Origin of the sequence: Streptomyces sp. NPDC102259 (assembly GCF_044766465.1) — a bacterium.
In the GTDB taxonomy this organism is placed as follows: Bacteria; Actinomycetota; Actinomycetes; order Streptomycetales; family Streptomycetaceae; genus Streptomyces.
Genome location: NZ_JBIWMA010000008.1, coordinates 14853 through 36899, shown reverse-complemented (window position 1 = coordinate 36899; position 22047 = coordinate 14853). Strand labels below are relative to the sequence as shown.

Annotated in this window: 21 protein-coding genes and 1 pseudogene; 13 read left to right on the top strand and 9 right to left on the bottom strand. The window is 71.0% G+C overall.

Features of this window, described 5'->3' with window-relative positions:
• Positions 1–225 precede the first annotated feature (225 nt).
• A complete protein-coding gene (locus tag ACIRPU_RS19955; RefSeq protein ID WP_403868850.1) occupies positions 226–1002 on the top strand; it encodes a hypothetical protein in 777 nt (258 codons plus the stop codon).
• Positions 1003–1118: 116 nt separating this feature from the next.
• On the opposite strand, the gene ACIRPU_RS19950 is transcribed toward ACIRPU_RS19955, so the two are convergent.
• A complete protein-coding gene (locus ACIRPU_RS19950; protein ID WP_403868847.1) occupies positions 1119–1580 on the bottom strand; it encodes a nuclear transport factor 2 family protein in 462 nt (153 codons plus the stop codon).
• 275 nt (positions 1581–1855) lie between these two features.
• Between ACIRPU_RS19950 and ACIRPU_RS19945 the strand changes: the two genes are divergently transcribed.
• The gene (locus ACIRPU_RS19945) at positions 1856–2461 is read left to right on the top strand and encodes an ALF repeat-containing protein (RefSeq protein ID WP_403868844.1); all 606 of its coding nucleotides are present in this window, start codon (positions 1856–1858) and stop codon (positions 2459–2461) included.
• A 65-nt stretch (positions 2462–2526) separates the two neighbouring features.
• Here the strand turns inward: ACIRPU_RS19945 and ACIRPU_RS19940 are convergent, their stop codons facing one another.
• Complete coding sequence (locus tag ACIRPU_RS19940) at positions 2527–2715, bottom strand: DUF397 domain-containing protein (RefSeq protein ID WP_403868841.1); 189 nt, start codon at positions 2713–2715, stop codon at positions 2527–2529.
• A 10-nt stretch (positions 2716–2725) separates the two neighbouring features.
• On the bottom strand, positions 2726–3580 hold the full coding sequence (locus tag ACIRPU_RS19935) for a Scr1 family TA system antitoxin-like transcriptional regulator (RefSeq protein ID WP_403868838.1): 855 nt from the start codon (positions 3578–3580) through the stop codon (positions 2726–2728).
• A gap of 192 nt (positions 3581–3772) precedes the next feature.
• Here ACIRPU_RS19935 and ACIRPU_RS19930 point away from each other — a divergent pair, with 192 nt between their 5' ends.
• The 3 genes from ACIRPU_RS19930 to ACIRPU_RS19920 all read left to right on the top strand — a co-directional run bounded on the left by ACIRPU_RS19930 (position 3773) and on the right by ACIRPU_RS19920 (position 4841).
• Positions 3773–4213 (top strand): ATP-binding protein, encoded by a 441-nt coding sequence (locus ACIRPU_RS19930; protein WP_403868835.1) that lies wholly within the window; start codon positions 3773–3775, stop codon positions 4211–4213.
• A 74-nt stretch (positions 4214–4287) separates the two neighbouring features.
• Positions 4288–4563, top strand: a complete 276-nt coding sequence (locus ACIRPU_RS19925) for a hypothetical protein (protein WP_384108932.1) — start codon at positions 4288–4290, stop codon at positions 4561–4563.
• Positions 4560–4841: a hypothetical protein gene (locus ACIRPU_RS19920; RefSeq protein WP_403868832.1), complete on the top strand. Its 282-nt coding sequence runs from the start codon at positions 4560–4562 to the stop codon at positions 4839–4841. The genes ACIRPU_RS19925 and ACIRPU_RS19920 overlap by 4 nt, the downstream gene beginning before the upstream one ends.
• Positions 4842–4857: 16 nt before the next feature.
• On the opposite strand, the pseudogene ACIRPU_RS19915 reads toward ACIRPU_RS19920, so the two are convergent.
• Positions 4858–5088, bottom strand: a pseudogene (locus ACIRPU_RS19915) (phosphoesterase); the annotation flags it as partial.
• Positions 5089–5310: 222 nt separating this feature from the next.
• Here ACIRPU_RS19915 and ACIRPU_RS19910 point away from each other — a divergent pair.
• The 4 genes from ACIRPU_RS19910 (at position 5311) to ACIRPU_RS19895 (ending at position 9846) form a co-directional block, all read left to right on the top strand.
• Positions 5311–5598 carry a hypothetical protein gene (locus tag ACIRPU_RS19910; RefSeq protein ID WP_403868829.1) on the top strand — a complete coding sequence of 96 codons (288 nt, stop codon included), beginning with the start codon at positions 5311–5313 and terminating at the stop codon, positions 5596–5598.
• A gap of 24 nt (positions 5599–5622) precedes the next feature.
• A complete protein-coding gene (locus ACIRPU_RS19905; RefSeq protein ID WP_403868826.1) occupies positions 5623–6489 on the top strand; it encodes an LLM class F420-dependent oxidoreductase in 867 nt (288 codons plus the stop codon).
• 67 nt (positions 6490–6556) lie between these two features.
• Complete coding sequence (locus tag ACIRPU_RS19900; protein WP_403868823.1) at positions 6557–9151, top strand: bifunctional FO biosynthesis protein CofGH; 2595 nt, start codon at positions 6557–6559, stop codon at positions 9149–9151.
• A 107-nt stretch (positions 9152–9258) separates the two neighbouring features.
• Complete coding sequence (locus ACIRPU_RS19895; RefSeq protein ID WP_403868820.1) at positions 9259–9846, top strand: hypothetical protein; 588 nt, start codon at positions 9259–9261, stop codon at positions 9844–9846.
• Between the two features lie 60 nt (positions 9847–9906).
• On the opposite strand, the gene ACIRPU_RS19890 is transcribed toward ACIRPU_RS19895, so the two are convergent.
• Positions 9907–10434 (bottom strand): DUF2165 domain-containing protein, encoded by a 528-nt coding sequence (locus ACIRPU_RS19890; protein ID WP_403868817.1) that lies wholly within the window; start codon positions 10432–10434, stop codon positions 9907–9909.
• Positions 10435–10561: 127 nt separating this feature from the next.
• Here ACIRPU_RS19890 and ACIRPU_RS19885 point away from each other — a divergent pair, with 127 nt between their 5' ends.
• Positions 10562–11680, top strand: a complete 1119-nt coding sequence (locus tag ACIRPU_RS19885; protein WP_403868814.1) for an ADP-ribosylglycohydrolase family protein — start codon at positions 10562–10564, stop codon at positions 11678–11680.
• 47 nt (positions 11681–11727) lie between these two features.
• On the opposite strand, the gene ACIRPU_RS19880 is transcribed toward ACIRPU_RS19885, so the two are convergent.
• Entirely contained in the window at positions 11728–13296 is a 1569-nt protein-coding gene (locus ACIRPU_RS19880; RefSeq protein ID WP_403868811.1) for a sodium:solute symporter family protein, read from the bottom strand.
• A 137-nt stretch (positions 13297–13433) separates the two neighbouring features.
• A complete protein-coding gene (locus ACIRPU_RS19875; protein ID WP_403868808.1) occupies positions 13434–14219 on the bottom strand; it encodes an SDR family oxidoreductase in 786 nt (261 codons plus the stop codon).
• A gap of 92 nt (positions 14220–14311) precedes the next feature.
• On the opposite strand from ACIRPU_RS19875, the gene ACIRPU_RS19870 reads away from it, so the two are divergent.
• On the top strand, positions 14312–15151 hold the full coding sequence (locus ACIRPU_RS19870) for a hypothetical protein (protein WP_403868805.1): 840 nt from the start codon (positions 14312–14314) through the stop codon (positions 15149–15151).
• Here the strand turns inward: ACIRPU_RS19870 and ACIRPU_RS19865 are convergent, their stop codons facing one another.
• Complete coding sequence (locus ACIRPU_RS19865) at positions 15152–17125, bottom strand: MFS transporter (RefSeq protein WP_403868803.1); 1974 nt, start codon at positions 17123–17125, stop codon at positions 15152–15154.
• A gap of 169 nt (positions 17126–17294) precedes the next feature.
• Complete coding sequence (locus ACIRPU_RS19860) at positions 17295–19736, bottom strand: D-alanyl-D-alanine carboxypeptidase (RefSeq protein ID WP_403868800.1); 2442 nt, start codon at positions 19734–19736, stop codon at positions 17295–17297.
• Positions 19737–20100: 364 nt separating this feature from the next.
• Here ACIRPU_RS19860 and ACIRPU_RS19855 point away from each other — a divergent pair, with 364 nt between their 5' ends.
• Positions 20101–20856, top strand: coding sequence for a GPP34 family phosphoprotein (locus tag ACIRPU_RS19855; RefSeq protein ID WP_351763262.1), 756 nt, complete (start codon positions 20101–20103; stop codon positions 20854–20856).
• A gap of 298 nt (positions 20857–21154) precedes the next feature.
• A complete protein-coding gene (locus tag ACIRPU_RS19850) occupies positions 21155–22024 on the top strand; it encodes a helix-turn-helix transcriptional regulator (protein ID WP_171397859.1) in 870 nt (289 codons plus the stop codon).
• Positions 22025–22047: the final 23 nt, after the last annotated feature.

The following is a 22047-nucleotide window of genomic DNA, read 5'->3' as shown; positions in this document are numbered from 1 at the left end:
ACCACAGCGCGTCGCCCGGGTGGCACCCCCTGCCGCACGCCCGGTCGCCGGAACGCCGAGAATCCGGGCGGGGCCACCTGCACCTCTGAGTGCCGGCGGCCCCGCCCGGCGGCCTCGCCCGGCGGGCCCTGTGCCGGCTCGGTGCCCTCCGCAGAGCTCTGTGGCCTCGTCGCCCGGTGCGGCACGGCCCACTGACACCTCCGACAGCAGAAAGCACATTCTTCGATGACCACACAACCCCCACGCACCGAGCGCAGCGGTCCGCAGACCGCTTCCGTCGTGACCGACCCGCCGTTCAAGCCTCAGCTCGTCAAAGCGGTGTTCAGGGACGTGACCTCGTTGCACGTCTCCCGGCCGGCCGCCTGGGCCGCCGCGTCGGTGACGCGGACCGTGCTGACGGAGATCATCGACGGCGCGAGAAGCGCGGCGGCCGAGGAGGCCAGGAAGAAGCTGATTCCCAAGGACCTCATCTCGGCGATCGACCGGAACATCGAGGTGGAGGTGGGATCGGCGTGGTACCTGCACAGCCCGACCTTCCACGGCCTGATGGGCGAGGTACGCAACGCCGATGGTGCGCTCGTGTCTCTTCGTGAGCGCCGCGGGACGCGTACACCGAGTGGTGTGGCCGGCGCCCACCGGTTCGAGGCCGGGGTGAGAAGGCTGCTGGGGAGCCGGGGGGTGAGGGCGGTCCCGGCGATGGTCCGCGACCTGGACGGAATCGCGAGCGTGTTCCTGACGGCCCTGGCCCGGGACGCGGCCAAGGTCGTCCGCGAGCGCGGGGTCAAGCGGTTCGGGACGGTCAGCCTGGTGGTGCCGGGCGAGCCGACCCCGTCCCCGCTGCTCAAGGACCCCCTCCTCGCCCTGTCCACCCGCCGCGGGGACGGGCGGACCGTTGGCGGAGACGACGTCCTGGCCGCCGTCACGATGCAGCTGTTCGGCGATCTCGGACAACGCGCCATCACCGAGGCAGCCGAGATGACACGGAACACGTCGGCCAACTGATCGGGCCCGCCCCTACGCTCTGCCCACTGCGCACGGTTCCCACGTGTGCGCGGCTCCCGGAATCAGCGGCCCGCTCTCCTGAACTTCATTCTGAAACGATCAGTAAGAAACGGCGTCTAAGCCGTTTCCGCTGTCGCGTTCGTCGCGAACGCCCGGGCGACGGCGAGGCTGTCCTCGTACACGTGGTGCCGGGTGACCAGGCCGTCCTCGATCGTGAGGTGCAGGGCGAACCGGGCGCGATAGGCCCGCCCGGTGGCGCGGGCGGTCTGGCGGATCTCGCCGAGCACGACGGCGTCGTCCCCGTCGACGAGGATGCGCTCGATCTCGGTGGCCGCCTGCCCGGGCACGTGGTGCTCGGCGAGCTCGCGGAAGTGGGCGGCGGCGTCGGCCCGGGTGGCCCGGTGACGGATCCACGGCGTGGCGCTCCGCGCCCGACCGTGCTCGTCCTGCGGCCAGTCCAACTTCCAGTCGCCCCGCTCGGCGTACAACTCCGCGATGCGCTCGGGGTCCCCTTCGCCGATCCGGCGCAGCAGTTCCTCCACCGCGGCGCGGGTGCTGGTGTGCGTGGCTGACGACAAGAGGGACCCCTCCTCCACTGCGAACCGCGTCCCGGTGACGAGGTCAGGCCGCCATTCTCGACGGCGTCGAGGGCCCGGGGCGATTACCTCCGAGGTAACCGCCGATGCTGGGACGGGAGTTGCCTGGGACCTGGGAGGGTGCGGGTGCGGGAGCACGCAGGGGTGCGTGTACGGCAACGACGGCAGCCGAAGCCTGCCGACATCCGGCAGTGAATCCGTGGCGCGCAACGGCGAAGATCTTTGCACCGACTGTCGGACCACGGAGGAACACACCCATGAGACAGCACCGCGCGGCCTTACTCGTCATGGCCACCGCCCTGACCCCGGCCCTCCTCTTCACCACCCCGGCGTTCGCCACCGGCACGACGGCGACAACGGTCTCGGCGGCGACCACGGCGGCATCGGTGGTGACGCCCGATACGCCGGTGGACGACATGTCCGAGGAGGACCTCCGTGTCGCGATCGCGCGCATCCTGGCGGACGAGGACAGCGGCAGGAGGGTCCTCCGGGAGGCCGGCGAGGCCCTCGACGGCACGGTGGAGGACATGCGCGCCTTCCTGAAGACCGGCTACCGCCTGGCGCAGGCCGAGGACGACCGCGTCGCCATCGGGCGCATCCTGGCGGACAAGAACTCCGGCAGGGGGGTCGTCAGGGAGGCCAACAAGGCCCTCGACGCCGGTACCCCGGAGGCCCTGCGCGCCTTCCTCGAGACCGGCTACCGCCTGGCCCAGGCCGAGGACGACCGCGTCGCCGTCGCCCGCATCCTGGCCGACCCGACCATCAGCGCCGCCCTCCGCGCGGCCGCCGAGGCGGCCATCGACGGCACGCCGGAGGAGCTGCGGTACTTCCTGGAGGTCGGCCGGTACGAGGTGGACGGCTAGACCGGGGCCGAGACTCCCCGGGCGCCGGCGCGGCCACAGCGGCGCCGGCGCCCTCGCCTACGAGGTCACGGCGCGCTGACCGACCCCGTCAGGGAGCCGAGCAGGGCGGCGAAGGCGGCGGGGGTGGTGGTGAGGACCGTCTGGGCGGGGTCGGCGGACTCGGTGAGGTGGATGGTGCCGGGGTCGGCGGATATATGGACGCAGGCCTCCCCTTCTTGGCAGTAGGACGACCTCTGCCAGGTGGGAGTGGTCATGTCGGCTCCTTCACAAATTCTGGGCGATGACACGGATCAGGTCGCGCGACTTCTCGGGGCTAAGGGCGGCAGCTTCCACGACGTCCAGGAGGCGCCGGTACTTCTCGAGGTGGGCCTCAGCGTCCAAAAGCAATGGGCCGTGGAACTGGTCGAGCTGCACGGTGTCCAACTCCGGTACGGGGCCACACAGATAGTTGATGGACTGACCCGACCCCGGGAACGCTCCGACCTCGAAGGGGAGTACTCGCAGGGTGATGGAGTCCCGCTCGCTCATGTCGACGAGGTGCCGGAGCTGAGCACGGGCCACCAGCGGACCACCGACTTGCATGCGCAAGGCCGCCTCGTGGATGACGGTGCGGTACGGATTCGGGCTCGTCCGAAACACGACGTCCTGCCGCTTGATGCGGTGCGAGACGCGGTGCTCGACTTCCGGAGGGGTGGGCGCCGGGATTGCGTGGCTGAAAATTTCCCGGGCATGCTCGGTTGTCTGGAGCATGCCCGGAATGTGCGCGGTGAAGGCAGTGCGGATCGCCGTGGCGTGGTGCTCCAGCTCGGCGAGGGTGAGCAGCCCGGAGGGCAGCACCTCGCGGTACGTTTCCCACCACTGACCGCGCGTCTTCTCCGCGGCCATGTCGGCCAGGGCGTCCACGTACGGCTGGTTCGTGCACGAGTAGATGTTGGCCATCGCCCGGACGCGTTCCGGGCTCACTCCGAACCGCGCCGACTCGACGTTGCTCAGTTGACCCGAGCTCGTGCCAAGCAACTGCGCTGCCTCCGTCGAGGTCAGCCCCGCCCGTTCGCGGAGTTTGCGCAGTTCTGTCGCCAGCCGGACACGTCGGGCCGTGGGTGCAGGCCTTGGCGTCACGAGACCTCCTCGTCCAGGGAGCTTGTCACCCACACGAGGGAGAAAGTGCTGAGTTTCTTCGGAATCACGCAAAGCAGCTTTGCGAGACCCCTATCTTCTTGTCCAGGCGCCCCGCCCGGAAGCGCACCGTGGGACGCCACGGCATCGACACCAGGCACCCGTTCAACTCCCCTCAGTGACCGGAGACTTCCGATGGCCACCGTATCCCCGTCCTGGAACTACACCCTGCACCTTCCCCGTGATCCACGCGCACCGGGTATCGCAAGGGGCGCCCTCAGGCTGATCCTGGCAGCTCACGAGGTACCCGACCTCACCCCCACCGCGGAACTCCTCGCCGCCGAGCTGCTGGCGAACTCGCACCTGCACACCGAGGGCGCGTACGCCCTGCGCCTCATGTCGACGCGGCCCGGCGGGGTCCGCGTGGCTGTCTGGGACACGGACCCGCGCGTCCCTCCCGGCTTCAAGGGAGACCCCCTCGGCGCCGCCCCACCGGCGGACGCCGAGAACGGCCGAGGCCTGCACCTTGTAAGGGCATGCGCGGACGACGTGGGCGTGTCGGTCCTCCGGTACCTGGGGGCATCGAGGGGCGGCAAGCTGCTGTGGGCGGATTGCGGGGGCGAGACGAAGTGGTGAGTACGCGATGCCCGGCCCGGCAGGGCAGCGCCATACTGGGAAGTGGAGCCATGCCCGTTGACCAGGAGCAGACCATGAGCGCACAGCCCGAGCACGGCTGGGGAGCGATGCCCCTCCCGGGGATCCGGACCGTGGACGACCTGCGCAGCGCCCTCAGCCGTTACGGCTTCCCGGGGGACAGGGAACGCTTCGAGGAGGAACTGGAGGCGGCCATAGGAGCCTCCCCGACCAACGACTTCGAGGGCGCGGCGGCGGTTGTGCGGGCCTACCGGCACCGCGTCCTGATCAGGAACTCGCCCGAGGTCATGGCAGCCCTTGAGGACGCGCGCACGGGAGAGGGCAGGGCGTGAGCGAAGTCCCGCTGGAAGAGGCCGAGCCCGCGAGGAAGGCGTTCGGCGACCTGACGGAGGGGGAGCGGGACACCGTCCGGGAGGCGCTCGCCGTGATTGCCCGCGACCCGGCGGCGGGTCGCGAGATCCCCGGTTGGCGGCCACCGTCCACGGAGTACACCTACACCACACCCCTCGCCCGTGACTCGGCAGAAGCGATCACGGTCGTGTACACGCACACACCTGGCCTGGGCGTGACGGTCGTCTTCTACTTCCGTGATCCACAGGTTGTGGACTGAACCCCCTCAGCCCCCGTTACGCCCGCCCCAAGAACACCGGGTTCGTGAACGCCGCCGGTGCCCCGGGCAGTGGGGGCGTCGTCGCCTCGTGGCGGACCTCCGCGCGTACGTACGCCGCGTACGACGGCGTCGTCCGCCAGCCGACGACGCCTGTCCCTGACTCCGGCAGCGGGCCGCTCGTGAACAGCAGCCCCTCGTCCGTCACGAAGCGGACCGTGCAGCGTGGGGCGCCGGTCGCGGAGGGGCGTTCGTAGGTGCAGGCGGCGCGGAATTCCCGGACGCCGGAGGGCACTTCGACGGGCAGATGGACGAAGTCCGGCGACCCGGTGGGCAGGGGGCCCCGGAGGGTGCGGGTCTCCTGGGCCCCCTCCTCCCGGCCAGCCGCGGCTGCGAAACGCACGCTTGCCAAGGTGGGCGCGGCGGCGGTGCCCGTGACGAACACTGTCCCGGGTGTCCGTGAACTCCCCTGGTGTTCGCGCTGGTCCTGCACGTGGTGGTGATCGCGTGGCCGGAGCGCCGGGACCGGTTCGTGGAGTTCTGCCGCGACCTCCCACCTCATCCGGCCGAGGCCGCTCTCGAGCCGGGCAGCGCGAACAGCTCGACCGGCCATGGCCTTTCCGCACTCCGCTGCAGCCGGGCCGGTGGCCGCTGGACACCCCTGGCGTGTTCTGACACCGATGCCGACCAGTCGGTATGGACAGCGGGTCGTTCCGCAGGTACAGATGAGAACGTCACCCGCGACGACGCCGTCGAATGAGCCGTACGCAGCGAAAGGCCCCCCATGCGCATCGCCGTCACGATCTTCCTCACCGACGAGACGATCACCCCCACCCGCCTCGCCCGTGAGCTGGAGCAGCGCGGGTTCGCGGGGCTCTATCTGCCCGAGCACACGCACATCCCGGTCGAGCGGACCAGCCCGTACCCGGCGGGCGGCGAGCTGCCCCGCGAGTACGGCCGCACCCTCGACCCCTTCGTCGCCCTCGGCCAGGCCGCGGCGGTGACGCGGACGCTGGGCCTCGGCACCGGCATCACGCTCGTCGCCCAGCACGACCCGATCGACCTCGCCAAGCAGATCGCGACGGTGGACCATCTCTCCGGCGGCCGGCTCACCCTCGGCCTCGGCTACGGCTGGAACGTGGAGGAGGCCGCCGACCACGGCGTCGAGTGGCGTACCCGCCGTGAGCTGGTCCGGGACCGGATGCGGCTGATGCAGGCCCTGTGGGCGGAGGAGCCGACGGCGTACGACGGCGAGTACGGCAGCGTCCGCGCCAGCACGGCGTACCCCAAGCCCGTGCAGAAGCCGCGCGGGCCGGTCGTCGGCCCCCGCACCCTCGTCGGCGGCGCCGCCGGGCCGAAGCTGTTCTCGCACATCAGCGAGTACGCCGACGGCTGGCTTCCGATCGGCGGCCGCGGCCTCTCCGAGGCGCTGCCCGTGCTGCGCTCGGCGTGGGCGGACGCGGGCCGCGAGCCGGACGCCCTCCAGGTCGTGCCGTACGCCGTCCAGCCGTCCCCCGGCAAGCTCGCCTACTACGCCGAGCTGGGCATCGAGGAGGTCGTGGTGCAGCTGCCGCCGGTGGGCGAGGCGGAGGCGCTGGGCCTGCTGGACGGGTACAGCGCGTACCTGACCGGCGCCACTGACACCGTGTAACGACCCCGCGGGAGGGACGAATAGGGCGTCCCGTCAGCTCTGATCAGCGCGAACGTATGCTCAAAGGATGACGACCTCCGGAACCGGCTCCGGCCCGACCCCCGGCCCCACCGAGAACTCCATGCGTCGCGCTCTCAAACGGGCTCGTGACGGCGTCGCCCTGGACGTCGGCGAGACGGCCGTGCTGCTCCAGGCGCGCGGTGAGGCGCTGGAGGACCTCGCCGCCTCCGCCGCCCGGGTGCGGGACGCCGGCCTGGAGGCGGCCGGCCGGCCCGGCGTCATCACGTACTCGAAGAGCGTCTTCATCCCGCTCACCCGGCTGTGCCGTGACAAGTGCCACTACTGCACCTTCGTCACCGTCCCCGGCAAGCTGCGCCGGGCCGGACACGGGATGTTCATGTCTCCCGACGAGGTGCTCGACATCGCCCGGCGCGGTGCCGCCCTCGGCTGCAAGGAAGCCCTCATCACCCTCGGGGACAAGCCGGAGGAGCGGTGGCCCGAGGCCAGGGAATGGCTCGACGCGCACGGCTACGACGACACCATCGCCTACGTCCGCGCCATCTCCATCCGCATCCTGGAGGAGACGGGGCTGCTGCCGCACCTCAACCCCGGCGTGCTGAGCTGGACCGACTTCCAGCGGCTGAAGCCCGTCGCGCCCAGCATGGGCATGATGCTGGAGACCACCGCCACCCGGCTGTGGTCCGAGCCCGGCGGTCCGCACCACGGCTCCCCCGACAAGGAGCCCGCCGTCCGGCTCCGGGTCCTGGAGGACGCCGGCCGCTCCTCCGTCCCCTTCACCTCCGGGCTCCTGATCGGCATCGGCGAGACCTACGAGGAGCGCGCCGAGTCGCTGTTCGCGCTGCGCAAGATCTCCCGCGCCTACCACGGCGTCCAGGAGCTGATCATCCAGAACTTCCGCGCCAAGCCGGACACCGCGATGCGCGGCATGCCGGACGCGGAACTCGACGAGCTGGTCGCGACCGTGGCCGTGGCCCGCCACATCATGGGCCCGGCCGCCAACCTCCAGGCCCCGCCCAACCTCGTCGACAGCGAGTACGAGCGGCTGATCGGGGCCGGGATCGACGACTGGGGCGGGGTCTCCCCGCTCACCATCGACCACGTCAACCCCGAGCGCCCCTGGCCGCAGATCGAGGAACTCGCCGAGAAGTCGGCGGCGGCCGGGTTCGAGCTGCGGGAACGTCTGTGCGTCTACCCGGAGTTCGTCCGGCGCGGCGAGCCGTGGCTCGACCCGCGGCTGCTGCCGCACGTCCGCGCGCTGGCCGACCCGGAGACGGGACTCGCCGTGTCGGACGCGGTCGTCGAGGGCCGCCCCTGGCAGGAGCCGGAGGAGGTGTTCGTGCCGTCCGGCCGCACCGACCTGCACCGCACCATCGACACCGACGGCCGGACCTCCGACCGGCGCGACGACTTCGACGAGGTGTACGGCGACTGGGGCGCCCTGCGCGAGGCGGCCGCCCCCGGCATGGCGCCCCAGCGCATCGACACGGACGTACGCCAGGCCCTCGCGACGGCCGCCGACGACCCGACGAAGCTCACCGACGACGAGGCCCTCGCTCTGCTCCACGCGGACGGCCCGGCCCTGGACGCCCTGACCCGCATCGCGGACGACGTGCGCCGCGCGACCGTCGGCGACGACGTCACGTACATCGTCACGCGGAACATCAACTTCACCAACGTCTGCTACACCGGCTGCCGTTTCTGCGCCTTCGCGCAGCGCCGCACCGACGCCGACGCGTACACGCTCTCCCTCGACCAGGTCGCCGACCGCGCCCAACAGGCCTGGGAACTGGGCGCGGTGGAGGTCTGCATGCAGGGCGGCATCCACCCCGACCTGCCCGGCACGGCCTACTTCGACATCGCGAAGGCGGTGAAGGAGCGGGTCCCCGGCATGCATGTGCACGCCTTCTCGCCGATGGAGGTCGTCAACGGCGCGACCCGCACCGGCCTGTCGATCCGCGAGTGGCTGACGGCGGCGAAGGAGGCCGGGCTCGACTCCATCCCCGGCACGGCGGCCGAGATCCTCGACGACGAGGTCCGCTGGGTGCTGACCAAGGGCAAGCTGCCGACGGCGACCTGGATCGAGGTCGTCACGACGGCGCACGAGGTCGGGATCCGGTCGTCCTCGACGATGATGTACGGCCATGTCGACCAGCCCAGGCACTGGCTGGGCCATCTGCGGACCCTGGCCGGGATCCAGCAGCGGACCGGCGGATTCACGGAGTTCGTCACCCTCCCGTTCATCCACACGAACGCGCCGGTGTACCTGGCGGGCATCTCCCGCCCCGGTCCGACCATGCGGGACAACCGGGCGGTGACGGCGATGGCCCGGCTGCTCCTGCACCCGCACATCCCCAACATCCAGACCAGCTGGGTGAAGCTGGGCTCGGAGGGGGCCGCGGAGATGCTCCGCTCGGGAGCGAACGACCTGGGCGGCACGCTGATGGAGGAGACGATCTCGCGGATGGCGGGCTCGTCGTACGGCTCCTACAAGTCGGTCAAGGACCTGATCGCGGTCGCGGACGCGGCGGGCCGCCCGGCGAGGCCGCGCACGACGCTGTACGGCGAGGTGCCGCAGGAGCGGCAGCGGGCGGCTTCGGCGTCGGACGGGCATCTGCCGGACCTGCTGCCGGTGCTGGACTGAGGGGACGATCAGGGACCGCTCAGGGACCACTCAGGGACCGGGGAGCGGGCCCCTCGCAGTACGATGATCGGGCCCCGACCGGAGGGGTCCCGTAGCTGAGGAGATGCGTGCCCGTGCCTGCCCGACGGCTTCCCTCCTGGGTTTGGGTCACCGGCCTGACGACCGGCGCGATCGCCGCGGTCGTCTTCCTGACGACGCAGGCCGAGCAGGGCCCGCACCCGACCGCGTCGGCGGCGAACCGCCCGAGCGCCTCGGCGTCGGCCGGCGCGCGGCCCTCGGCCTCGCCGAAACCGTCGGCCACCCCCAAGGCGGCCGAGGTGCCCGGCAGTTCGGGCACCGGCCGGCGGATCGTCTACTCGCTGGGGCAGCACCGGGTCTGGCTGGTCGACGCGGACGACACGGCCCGCCGCACCTTCACGGTCTGGCCCGGCACGGTGAACCCGGCCGTCGGCAGCTTCACCGTGTCGCTCCGCAAGGACGCCACCACGGGCTCCGACGGCGTGGCGATCGAGCACATCGTCTACTTCTCCGCCACCTCGGGCGTCAACATCGCCTTCTCCAACGCCGTCGACGGCTCCTCCCCGCCCCCGGCCGCCGCCGGTACGCAGACCGGCGGCATCCGGATGGCCAAGGCGGACGGGACGGCGCTGTGGGCGTTCGGCGAGACGGGGACGAAGGTCAGAGTCGTCGACTAGGCCCGGAAGCCCGGCGGCCCGAACGTCGCCCCGTCGCGCCGTCACGTCACGTCCCCGACGTCACGCCCGGAAGTCCTCCCGCGCCTGACCGAGCGGCAGATGGTCGACGATCAGCACGACCCCGGCGAACAGGAACGCCCGGGTCGCCGCGTCCAGTCCGTTCCAGGTGTCCGACTGCCACATCGCGAACCACTCCCCGCCGATCGCGATGAACCCGGCGCCGAACAGCAGCATCGTCATGACCAGCCCGTACGTGGACAGCGCCCGACCGCGTATGTGGTCCCGCCGCGCCCAGAACCAGGTCCCGGCGGCCAGCACCACGCCCGCGACGGTCTCCCACGCGATGATCACGACATAGGCGGCGTCCTGAAGCCCCTTGCTCGTCACCGCCCGCCACATCACGTCGTCGTCCTTGAACGTCGTGTCCATCGCCAGCACATGACGTACGAACTGCTGGTTGGTGCCGAAGTCGGTGATGTTCCCGAAGGCGACGAGAAGCATGTAGAGCGCGACCGTCCCGGTGAGGAGGGTGGCGGTGAGCGGCAGCACGCGTGACGCGTGTGGGATACGTGTGGTGGGGGTGGTCATGCCGGTGTCCTTACCCCACCAGGTCTTCATCACCCCTCCACCGGACAGCCCGTGCACAGGGTCAGAACGGCGCGCTGTTCGATTACAGTGACGGACGTCGTATGTACGCACGGTGCGGGAGGGCTGGGTGGGTGCGACTGCCGGGCCCGTCTGGGGCCGTGCCGAACAGCAGGACTTCCGCAGCCGGGTGCGTGGCACGTTGCTGGGCGCGGCCGTCGGTGACGCCCTCGGGGCGCCCGTCGACGGGCTCGGGATCGAGGAGATCCGGCAGGCCCACGGGCCCGAGGGGGTCGTGGACCTGGCCCCCGCCCACGGGCGGCGCGGCGCGGTCACGCATCTCACCCAGCTGACCCTGTTCACCGTGGACGGACTGATCCGCGCCCAGGTACGGCGCGACACCGGCGCCTGGCATCCGCCGACCGATCTGCACCGGGCGTATCTGAGATGGGCGGCCACCCAGCGCGACTGGGGGCCCGACCTGCGCCGCAAGGACGACGGCTGGCTGGCCCGCGAGGAGTGGCTGTACGCCCGGCGCGATCCGACCCGGACGCTGCTGCTCGGGCTCGGCGACGAGGTCATGGGCACCCTGGACTCGCCCAAGAGCCCCGGCGCGGCCGGGCCCGAGGTGGTTCCCCGTTCGGTGCCCTTCGGGCTGCTCGTCGGCTGGGAGCCGCAACTCGTCGCCCAGCTCGCCGTCGAGTGCGCCGCCCAGACCCACGGCCACCCCACGGCGTACCTCGCGGCGGCCGCGTACGCCGTCACCGTGCACGCGCTGGCCTGCGGGGAGAGTCTCGACGGCGCGGTGCAGCGGGCGCTCGCCCTGCTGGCCGCGTGGCCGGGGCACGAGGCGGTGTCGGAGGCGTTGCAGCACGCGTTGGGCGCCGTACGGCAGGGGCTGCCGGGTCCCGCGCGGGTGGAGGAGCTCGCGGGGGCGGGGTCCGCGGAGGCCGTGCTGTCGGGCGCCGTCTACTGCGCCCTCGTCGCGGAGGACGTCCGGCACGGGCTGCGGCTCGCGGTGAACCACGGCGCGCCCTCGGGGCCGACCGCCGCGCTCGCCGGCGGTCTGCTCGGCGCCCTGCACGGCGAGACGGCCCTCCCGCCGGCCTGGCTGGCCGAGCTGGAGGGCCGCCCCACGATCCTGGAACTGGCCGACGACTTCGCCATGGAGATGACCCAGGGGCCGGCCCTGCACGGTCCCGCCGGGGCGTCACCCGGCTGGATGGCCAGGTATCCCAGGGGGAGTTAGTCCGACACGGTGGTCAGTCCGGCACGGTGGTCAGTCCGACACGGTGTTCAGTCCGACACCGTCGTGGGGACCTCGTCCTTGGGTCGCGGCACCTGCGCGGCGGCCGAGGCGCCGCCGTCCCCGTCCGTGTTGATCTGTTCGATGATCGCGAGGCGTTCCGGGGTGTCCTCGGGCTTGATGAAGCCGATGAGGATGTAGAGGACCAGCGACACGAACAGCGGGATCGACACCTGGTACTGGAGCGGCACTCCGCCGTCCACGTTCCAGTTGATCGGGTAGTTGACCAGCCAGAAGGCCAGCAGACCCATCGACCAGCTGGTCAGCGCGGCCGTCGGGCCGGAGCGGCGGAACGGGCGCAGCAGACCCAGCATCATCGGGATCGCCATCGGGCCCATCAGCCCGGCCACCCACTTGATGACGACCGTGATGATGTCCTTGAAGGCGGGGGAGTTGACCTGCGTGGCCGCCGCCATGGACAGACCGAGGAAGACGACCGTCGCGATGCGGGCCGCGATCAGGCCCGTCCGCTGGTTCCACTCCCGCGCGCGGGCCCAGATGACCGGCGCGCAGTCCCGGGTGAAGACGGCGGCGATGGCGTTGGCGTCGGACGAGCACATGGCCATCGTGTGGGAGAAGAAGCCGACGATGACGAGCCCCAACAGGCCGTGCGGCAGCAGCTGTTCGGTCATCAGGGCGTAGGAGTCGGAGCCGTCCGGCTTGTTCGACGTCACCAGCAGCGGCGACATCCACATGGGGAAGAACAGCACCAGCGGCCAGACCAGCCACAGCACCGCCGACAGCCGCGCGGAGCGCTCGGCCTCCTTCGGGCCGGCCGTGGCCATGTACCGCTGGGCCTGGTTGAGCATGCCGCCGTTGTACTCGAAGAGCTTGATGAACAGGAACGCGAGCAGGAACACCGTGCCGTACTGGGCGACCAGCGGCTTGTCGTGGCCCTGGAGGGCAGGCTGGTCCCAGGCGTCCAGGAACCCGATGCCCTTGTCGTTCAGCTTCAGCACGACGGCGATGAACATCGCGATGCCGGCCATCAACTGGATGACGAACTGGCCGAGTTCGGTCAGCGCGTCCGCCCACAGACCGCCGATCGTGCAGTAGACGGCGGTGATCGCGCCGGTGATGAGGATGCCCTGGTTGAGGGAGATCCCGGTGAAGACCGACAACAGGGTCGCGATGGCGGCCCACTTCGCGCCGACGTCCACGATCTTCAGCAGCATCCCCGACCAGGCCAGCGCCTGCTGGGTCTTGAGGTCGTAGCGGTTCTTCAGATACTCCAGCGGGGAAGCCACGTGGAGCCGCGACCGCAGCCGGTTGATGCGCGGCGCGAACAGCTTCGAGCCGATGGCGATACCGAGCGCGATGGGGAAGGACCAGGTGACGAAGGAGGTCACGCCGTAGGTGTAGGCGATGCCCGCGTACCCGGTGAACATCACCGCGCTGTAGCCCGACATGTGGTGCGAGATGCCGGACAGCCACCAGGGCATCTTGCCGCCGGCGGTGAAGAAGTCGCTCACGTTGTCGACGCGCTTGTGCGACCAGACGCCGATCGCGACCATCACGCCGAAATAGCCGATGAGCACGGTCCAGTCGAGACCGTTCATGTGCGCCCTCCCTGAGTTCAGCCCGGCGTTCGGCCCGGCGCTCATCGTGGGCGCTGCCGCGTGAACACGACAAGTAACCGTAAGGTCAAAGGGAGGTAAAGTATTCGGTATGGTGGTTCGCATTCACCTATATGAACTCAACGCATCAGCTCCCCGGCGTTGACCAGCAACGACTGTCCCGTGATCGCCCGCGCCCGGTCCGACGCCAGGAACACCGCCGCGTCCGCCACATCCCCGTCCGTCGCCAGCTCGGGCAACGCCATCCGCTCGGCGAGCCGCCCCAGCACCTCCTCCTCCGCCACCCCCTCCGTCTGCGCGGTGAACTGGACGTAGGCCTGCACCGGCGGCCCCCACATCCACCCCGGCAGCACGGTGTTGACCCGGATCCGATGCGGCCCCCACTCCCGCGCGAGCGAGTACATGGCGCTGGTCAGCGCCCCCTTCGAGGCCGCGTACGCCGCCTGCCGCACCTGCGAGGGAGCCGCCACGGCGGACTGCGTCCCGATGAACACCACCGACCCGCCCCGCGCCCGCAGCCCGGCCAGACACGCCCGCGTCATCCGCAGCGAGCCCAGCAGATTCACGTCGATCACCGACTGCCAGGTCGTGAAGTCGGCGTCCTCGACCCCGCCGAAGTAGGAGTCCCAGGCCGCCACGTTCACCACGGCGTCGATCCCCCCGAACCGCTCCCGCGCCAGCTCGGCCAACGCCTCGCACTGCCCCTCGTCGGTGATGTCGGTGACCCGGTACGCCGTACGCGCCCCCTCGGGGTCGATCCCGGCCGCGCTCTTCGCGAGACTCGCATCGGTCCGCGCCCCCAGCACGGCGTTCCCGCCGTCCCGGACGACCGCGGCGGCGACCTGGTGACCGAGCCCGGCGCCGACTCCCGAGACGACGACGGTCTTGCCGGTGAGCAGTGACATGAATCCTCCCTGACCCCTGACCCTGGCGCATTAACTGACGGAGCGTCAGAGTATGGGCGACCGCAGGAGGACGGAAGGGAAGGGAAGTTCCCATGTCCGAGGAGACCCGCAGCGAGACCTACGCCGAACTGGCCGCCGTCGGCCCCTACGGGGTGCGCCCCGGCCACGCCCTGATCACCATGGTCGAACCGCACCCCGGCCACGAGCACGCCTACAACCGCTGGTACGAGGACGACCACTACTACGCCGGCGCGATGGCGATGCCCTGGATGTACGCGGGCCGCAGGTGGGTGGCGACCCGCGACCTCCAGCTGCTGCGCCGACCGGAGAAGTCGGCGATCGCCCAGCCGGTCACCGCCGGCTGCTACCTCTCCACCTACTGGATCACCGACGGCCGCTACGACGACCACATGAAGTGGACGGTCGCCATCAACAAGCGCCTCAACCGCGACGCCCGCGTCCACCAGGACCGCACCCACGTCTTCACGGCGTTCCAGGACCACGAGGCGACCGTGTACCGGGACGGCGCCGCGGGCCCCCGCGACTTCCACGCCCTGGACCACCCGTACGCGGGCCTGGTGCTCGAGGTGATCGACACCGACTCGGCGCGGCAGCGCGCCGAACTCCTCCAGTGGTTGCGCGCCCGCCACCTCCCCAAGCGGGTGGCCGGCTCCCCGACGGCCATGGTCACCGTCTTCCGCCCCACCCCCCTCCCCGGCGACCGCATGACCTACGTCAAGCAGGTCGAGGGCGTCGACACCCGCCTGACCCTGCTCTGGTTCCTGGAATCGGACCCGAGGGACTGCTGGGAACCGCACTTCACGGGCCTGGCCGAGGCGGTGGCGGAGTCGGGGCTGGGCAGGGTGGAGCTGGTGGCGCCGTTCGTCCCTACGATCCCGGGAACGGACCGGTACGTGGGCCAGCTCCGTTGATCACGGCTGCTCCTTCAGCTCGTCCGGGCACGGGGTGCCCCGGGGCAGCTGGTAGGGCGCGGCCAGCCGGTAGGTCCCCGCCTTCGGCGCGAGCAGCATCGTCCACTTGTCGCCCTCCGCGTCCTCCGCCGTCTCGAACAGGCACCCGTCGACGTTCTCGTACGTCTTCGGCTCCCCCTCGGCCCGGTCCTTGGACGCGTCCGTCTCCTGCGGCGGCTTCAGGCTCTTGCCCTCCGCGTCGACGACGCTCAGCCACGGCGAGTACGGGATCCGGATCAGGATCCGCCCCGCCTTCTTCACGTCGATCGTCATCTCGTCCTGCTTGGCCCGCTGCACCACCGCGTTCGGCTCGGCGAGCGAGGCGGGGTCGGTGACCTTGAACAGCTGCCAGTTGGCGTCGCCCCAGATCTGCACCAGATACGGCAGCCCCCGCTGCACCAGCTCCCGCTCCCGTTCGCCGCCGTCCCCGTCCAGCGCCTCCTTCGGGACGACGACGAAGTGCACGGCCCACCGCTGGAGCCACTCGTGGTAGTTCGCCGAGTTGAGGGTGTCGTCGTAGAAGAGGGGGTTGCGCTCCATGTCGGCCTGGCGGTTCCAGCCCCGGGCCAGATTGACGTACGGCGCGAGCGCGGACGCCTCGCGGTGCGAGCGGGCCGGTACGACCTCCACCCGCCCCTTCTCCGCGCCGATCTCCTGGAGTTCGTTGACGAGCGGCGCCAGCTCACGTGCCCAGGAGGCCGCCGGGGTCGTCCGGACGACGTCGTCGACCGACTTGAAGCCGATCCAGCCGACGAACCCGAGGAACGCCAGGACGATCACGTACCACTTGCGGCTGCGCGGCACGGCGAACGGCAGCGCCGCCATCAGCACCACGCCCGTGAACATCATCGCGAGACGGGTGATGTTGGACCCGATCTGCGAGCTGATCAGCCACACGAGCAGCACGCCGAGCCCGTACACCGCCGACGTGATCCGTACGGTCTTCCAGTCGCGCGGGACGGCCACGAAGACGGCGATCGCGGACAGCAGCGGCAGGGACGCCGACCCGAAGGACATCGGCTGGGTGCCGGAGAACGGGAACAGCCAGGCGGACAGGGCGACCACGGCCGTCGGGGCGAGCCCCAGCGCCCACGCGCCCGGCCGCCGCTTCTGGAGGAACAGCGCGGCGGCGACGAGCCCCACGAAGAGCCCCGCCACCGGCGAGCCCATGGTGGCGAGCGCGGCGAGCGGGGCGGCGCACAGCGCCTTCGCCCACCGTTTGTAGCGCCAGCGGTACGGCCAGCAGAACACGACGGCGACCGCGCCCAGCGCGAACGTGTTGCCCAGCCCGAAGGTCACCCGCCCGGAAGCCGCGTTGCACAGCAGGGCGAAGACCCCGGCCAGCGCCGGCCACAAGGGGTTCTTCACCGGGCGGCAGCGCAACAGGATCAGGGTGAGCAGGCCCGCCGAGAGCGTCCCGGCGATCATCATCGTCGTCCGGACGCCGAGCAGGGACATCAGATACGGCGACACCATGCTGTACGACACCGGGTGCATGCCGCCGTACCAGGCGAGGTTGTACGCGGAGTCGGGGTGCCGGCCGACGAACTCGGCCCAGGCGTCCTGCGCCGCGAGGTCGCCGCCACTGTTCGCGAACGTGAAGAACCAGACGAGGTGCAGGGCGCCGGAGAGTCCCGTCATGGCCAGCACGGGGTGGCGGCGCAGCCAGCCGCCCAGGCGGTCGAGCGCGGATCTCACCCGGGACGGCCCACGGGCGGGGCCCGCGCCGTCCGCGCGGTCGCCCTCGGGGCCGTCCGTCGCCTTGCGGTCCGGAACGCGGTCCCGCTCGAGCTCTACCACCGCGTCACGACCCTCGTGGCCGTCGTGGTCGTCACGGTCGTGGTCGCCCGACTGTGGGGCGGGCACCCTTGGTCGCGGGCCGGCGTCCGGGTCCGGACCGGTGTCGTCGGCGCGTGTCGGCTCCGCAGTGGCCACCTGAAGGCACTCCCCGTGTCCCGTCTTCTGCTCTCGGCCGCATGCCGTTCGCGTCCGCTTCACGGCTGCGTCCTTGCGACCGGCGACCTGTCCCGTTTCGTGACGCTAGCACGCACCCCGCCGGGCGGCTGCCCGACGGGGTGACGGAGGCGTACGAGCGGGTGGCAGGTCAGCCGATGCGCGTCAGCTTGTCCGCAAAGCCCGGCTCGACCAGGTCCGCCTGAAGGGCGACCGGCACCTTCACGGCACTGCTGGAGCCGTCACCGACGGTGAGCGTGCCCACCTGGGTGCCGGCCTTCGCCGTGTGCGGCACGTCATCGGCGGTGAAGGACAGCTTCACCGTCATGCCCGCCCAGCCGAGGGCGGGGACGTCCTTGGTGATGACGACGGGCGTGTGGCCGCCCAGCTTGTCGTCCACATACCCGACGACGTCGCCCTTCTTCAGGATCTTCGCCGAGGCGAGCGCGTCCTGGGCGGCGAGCAGCGCCGTCTGGCTGACCGCGTTGACCGTCTCGAGGATCTTCGGCTTGTGCTGGCCGAGGACCGCGCCGACGAGGGTCACGGTCTGCCCGTCGACCGTCTTGCGGGAGGCGAAGAGCAGGTTGCCGCCGGCCGCGGTGGTGCTGCCGGTCTTGATGCCGATCGCGCCGATCTTGTACGGCAGCTCGTTGTAGTTGTTCCAGTACTTGCCGGAGGGGTCGGTCCAGCTGGCCGCGCTGGAGATGGAGACCAGGGCCGGGACGTTCACGAACGCGCGGCCGAGCTTCACCTGGTCCTCGGCCGTGGAGACGGTGGTCTCCTTCAGGCCCGACGGGTCGGTGTACGTCGTGTTCGTCATCCCCAGGTCCTTGGCGGTGGCGTTCATCTTCTTCACGAACGCCGCCTCCGAACCCGCGTCCCAGCGCGCGAGCAGCCGCGCGATGTTGTTGGCGGAGGGGATCAGGACGGCCGACAAGGCCTGCTTCTCGGTGAGCTTGTCGCCGGCCTTGACGGTGTTGAGCGTCGACTCGTCGCCGGAGACGTCGTAGCCGCCCTCCTTCTCCGCCGTCGCGTCGACCTCGATCTCCGGGCCCTCCTCCCCGGCCTTCATCGGGTGGTCCTTGAGGATGATGTACGCCGTCATGGTCTTGGCGACCGAGCCGATGGCCACGGGCGTCTGCTTGCCGAAGCTGCCCATCGTGCCGACGCCGTCGGCGTCCATCCAGCCCTGCCCCTCACTCGGCCAGGGCAGCTGTGTCTTGCCGCCCTCGAAGGTGTACGAGTCCTTCGCGGTGAGGGTCAACGCGGCCGCCGGGAGCGGTCGTACAGCCTGCGCGATCGCAAATGCGACCAGCAGCAGGATGACCAGGGGCGTCCAGATCTTGAGTCGCCGTCCGAGCGTGCGCAGCGGGGTCGGCGGGGGCGGCGGGGTGTTCGTCAGCTCCGCCAGCAGGTCCAGCGGCGGCCTCGGCGGCAGCGGCTGCTGGGTGGTGCGCTCGGGGCCGACCTGCGGGACGAGGGCGGTGACGTCGGCCGGCTTCGGCGGGCGGGGCTCGTCGAGCGGCTTGAGCGCGACGAACTTGCTGGTCCGCTCGGCGGGGGCCTCGGGCCGGGCCTTCTCGTCGGCCTTCGGGCCGGCCTCGTCCTCGTCCGGCTCGGGCTTGGGCTTGGGCCTGGTGGCGCCACCCAGCTTCAGCATGGTGGTCGGCTGGTCGACGGCGGGCTTGGGCCGGGGGGCCTTGAAGACGGCGGTGGGCTGGTCGACGGGGGAATCGTCGGGCTTGTCGGCGTCCGCGGTGTCGGTAGCAGCGTCGGCGTCGGCGTCGGAGTCGGCGTCGGCATCGGTTTTGGCCGAGGCGTCTGCTGCGGAGTCCTCGGCCTGACCGGGCTTGTCGTCCGGGGCGGCTTTCCCGCCGGCGCCCGACGCCCACTTCGGCGCGGGCTTGGACGCGGACCTGGCGGCGGTCTCGGCTTCGGGCTGGGCCTCGGCTTCGGGCGTCGGCTTCGCGTCGGGCGTCGGCTTCGCGTCGGAGGGCTCGTCGGCTTCGTCGGCCTCCGCGGTGTCGCTCGCGGAACGTTCCTCCGCCTCCGCACCGGTGTCCTCGTCCGACGTGTCCCCGGCCGAGGAGTTGCCGTCCGCCGCCGAGTCCGTCGCGGGCTCTTCCGCGGAGCCCTTGTCGTCCGCCGAGGCCACCCACTGGGCCACAGCCTCCCGCAGGCGCTCGTCACTGCCCCCGGAAGCGCCCCCGGCGGCCTCGGAGGCGCTCGGGGCCGCCACGGCGCCCTCGGGGCCGTCCTGGGCGCCTTCGGAGCCGCTCTCGGCGTCCTCGGTGTCCTCGGCGGACCCGGTCTTCGTGGCCGCACCGCCGTTTTCGGCCCCCGCGGGCTCCTCGGCGTCGACGTCGGAGTCCGCCTCGGGCCGCCCGGTCTTCCCGGCGTCCTCGGCCTCCGTGGCGTCCTCGACCTCCTCGGCGGGCGCGCCCGCCGTGGCCTCGCCGTCGTCCTCGGCTCCCGTGGGCTCCTCGGGCTGTTCGGACTCCGCGGTCTTCAGGTCCCGGACCGAGAACACTCGCGTCGCCGTGTCCACGCCGCCCCGGGCCGCCGACGGCTCGGCCTCCCGTGCCACGGCCACCCGCGGATCGCGGACTTCGCGGGAATCGCGAGGCTCACGTGCCTCGGGAACCGTGCTCGCGCTCCCCGACGTCGGTTCTGCCGACGACTCGCGCTGCTTCGACCTGTCGGGGGACTCGCCCGCCACCGATGCCTCCTCCTGTGCCGCACGCCCACCGCGCGCTCGTGCCGAACCGTGAACCGCCCGCCCGAAACACGCCTCACAGCGTGTCCGAACCATGTACCAGTGTCCTGTGTAGAGCGCTTGGCTCCTGCGGTAGACGAGAACGACATACCTACTGGTTCCACTACAAACAGGTCACGCACCCTCGACAGACCATTGTGAGAGGGGTCACCCTGTCATTCATCCACGCGGGGAGGCATGGATGGGCAGGAGCCGCAGAACAATTCCGGAAGAGCTTTTGTTGCTGGCGCTGGACCCGACCACGGGTACCACCGCACAGCCGCAGTCGCTCGACCTCGGTCTGGCCGGAGCACAGCTAGTGGAGCTGGCGCTGGCCGGACGGATAGCCCCTGACGGGGATCGTATCGCCGTGGTGTCCCCACGGCCGACTGGAGACCCAACGCTGGACTGCGCGTTGGAGTTGCTGCGAAGGCGTGGCGCTCCTGTACGGGCTGTCCACTGGATCGGCGGGCCGCGTCTCGGGCTACGCCAGATTTACCTCTCGCATCTGGAGCGGTGCGGCATGGTTCATGCCGTGGCGGGACAGATGTGCGGAGTGCTGCCGACGACTCGCTACCAGGCGACGGACACCGACATCAGCCGGGAGATCAAGGCCCGGCTGGACTCCGCGATCCGCACCGGCGTACCGCCGGACCCGCGGACCGCGGCGCTCGCCGCACTGGCGCACGCGGTCGGCCTCGGCAAGCACCTGTACCCGGGCAACGAGGGACGTTCGTCCCGCTCCCGGCTGCGGGATCTGATCAGGCACGACCCGATGGGCGGCCTCGTGGCGCACGCCGTGATGGACGTCCAGAACGGCGCGGTGGCACAGCCGCGTCGCAACCAGGCGCCACCCGGCCGGCAGGCCGGACCCGGCGCCAGGCCCGCTCCGGAACCCGCCCGTGGTGTTCCGGCGCAGCCGCACCGCGGTCCCATGGCGCGTGTCGTGGCTCACTGAGCCGCAGTCCCACGACATCGCGCCGGCAGGACCGGGGCACCGCAAGACGTAAGACCCGCAGGGCCGGTTGGACCCGTCGGACCCAGGACCCGTCCGGGAGCCGCAGCGGCCGCGCGGGGTGGTGGGACGCATCGTTCCGCCGCCCCGCGCGGACGCATGTCGGGGACCGACCCGAACTGGCGTGTACCCGCCGCATATCCACCGTTTTCCAGCGGTAGAAAGCACCTTGGTGGCAGTCTGCTCAACAGCAGATACGCAAAGTGTCACTTGCAGACACGCAGCCGGAGGTGCACGTCCCGTGGCGTCCAATGTCAATCCCACTGTCAGGCGACGCCGGCTGGGCCAGGAGCTGCGTCGGCTCCGTGAGCTCAAGGGCATGACGGCCGAAGAAGTGGCCGAGCGCCTGCTGGTGTCCCAGTCGAAGATCAGCCGGCTGGAGAACGGCCGACGCAGCATCAGCCAGCGTGACGTCCGTGATCTGTGCGGGGTGTACGAGGTCGAGGACCAGCGGATGGTCGACTCGCTGATGGAGATGGCCAAGGACTCCCGCCAGCAGGGCTGGTGGCATGCCTTCGGCGATGTTCCGTACAGCGTCTACATCGGTCTGGAGACGGACGCGGCGAGCCTGCGCGTGTACGACCCGCAGGTCGTGCCCGGGCTGCTCCAGACCCGTCAGTACGCGGAGGCGCTGATCTCGGGCGCGCTGCCGGAGGCCCCGCCGGCGGACATCGAGAAGCGGATCCAGGTGCGCCTGCGCCGACAGGAACGTATTTCCACAGCCGACAACCCGTTGCGTCTGTGGGCGGTCCTGGACGAGGCGGCGCTGCGTCGCGAGGTCGGCAACCGGCAGGTGATGATCGAGCAGCTGGACTACCTGCTGGAGATGTCCCAGCTGCCGCACGTGACCGTGCAGTTGATCCCGTTCACCATGGGCGCGCATCCGGGGGTGAGCGGCCAGTACGCGATTCTCGAGTTCCCGGACGCCGCCGACTCCAGCGTGGTCTACATCGAGGGAGTCACCAGCGACCTGTACCTGGAGAAGCCGCAGGACGTCCAGAAGTACAGCGTGATGTACGAGCATCTGCGGGCCCAGGCCCTGAACGCGGACCAGACCCGGGAGTTCATCGCGAAGGTCGCGAAGGACTATGCCAGGGAGGTCGCTTCATGAGGGGCGGCAAGGTACACCGTCGG

Coding starts and splice junctions, on each gene's coding strand:
- ACIRPU_RS19955 (WP_403868850.1), top strand. CDS start 226: ATGACCACACAACCCCCACGCACCGAGCGCAGCGGTCCGCAGACCGCT.
- ACIRPU_RS19945 (WP_403868844.1), top strand. CDS start 1,856: ATGAGACAGCACCGCGCGGCCTTACTCGTCATGGCCACCGCCCTGACC.
- ACIRPU_RS19940 (WP_403868841.1), bottom strand. CDS start 2,715: ATGACCACTCCCACCTGGCAGAGGTCGTCCTACTGCCAAGAAGGGGAG.
- ACIRPU_RS19930 (WP_403868835.1), top strand. CDS start 3,773: ATGGCCACCGTATCCCCGTCCTGGAACTACACCCTGCACCTTCCCCGT.
- ACIRPU_RS19925 (WP_384108932.1), top strand. CDS start 4,288: ATGAGCGCACAGCCCGAGCACGGCTGGGGAGCGATGCCCCTCCCGGGG.
- ACIRPU_RS19905 (WP_403868826.1), top strand. CDS start 5,623: ATGCGCATCGCCGTCACGATCTTCCTCACCGACGAGACGATCACCCCC.
- ACIRPU_RS19900 (WP_403868823.1), top strand. CDS start 6,557: ATGACGACCTCCGGAACCGGCTCCGGCCCGACCCCCGGCCCCACCGAG.
- ACIRPU_RS19890 (WP_403868817.1), bottom strand. CDS start 10,434: ATGACCACCCCCACCACACGTATCCCACACGCGTCACGCGTGCTGCCG.
- ACIRPU_RS19880 (WP_403868811.1), bottom strand. CDS start 13,296: ATGAACGGTCTCGACTGGACCGTGCTCATCGGCTATTTCGGCGTGATG.
- ACIRPU_RS19875 (WP_403868808.1), bottom strand. CDS start 14,219: ATGTCACTGCTCACCGGCAAGACCGTCGTCGTCTCGGGAGTCGGCGCC.
- ACIRPU_RS19870 (WP_403868805.1), top strand. CDS start 14,312: ATGTCCGAGGAGACCCGCAGCGAGACCTACGCCGAACTGGCCGCCGTC.
- ACIRPU_RS19855 (WP_351763262.1), top strand. CDS start 20,101: ATGGGCAGGAGCCGCAGAACAATTCCGGAAGAGCTTTTGTTGCTGGCG.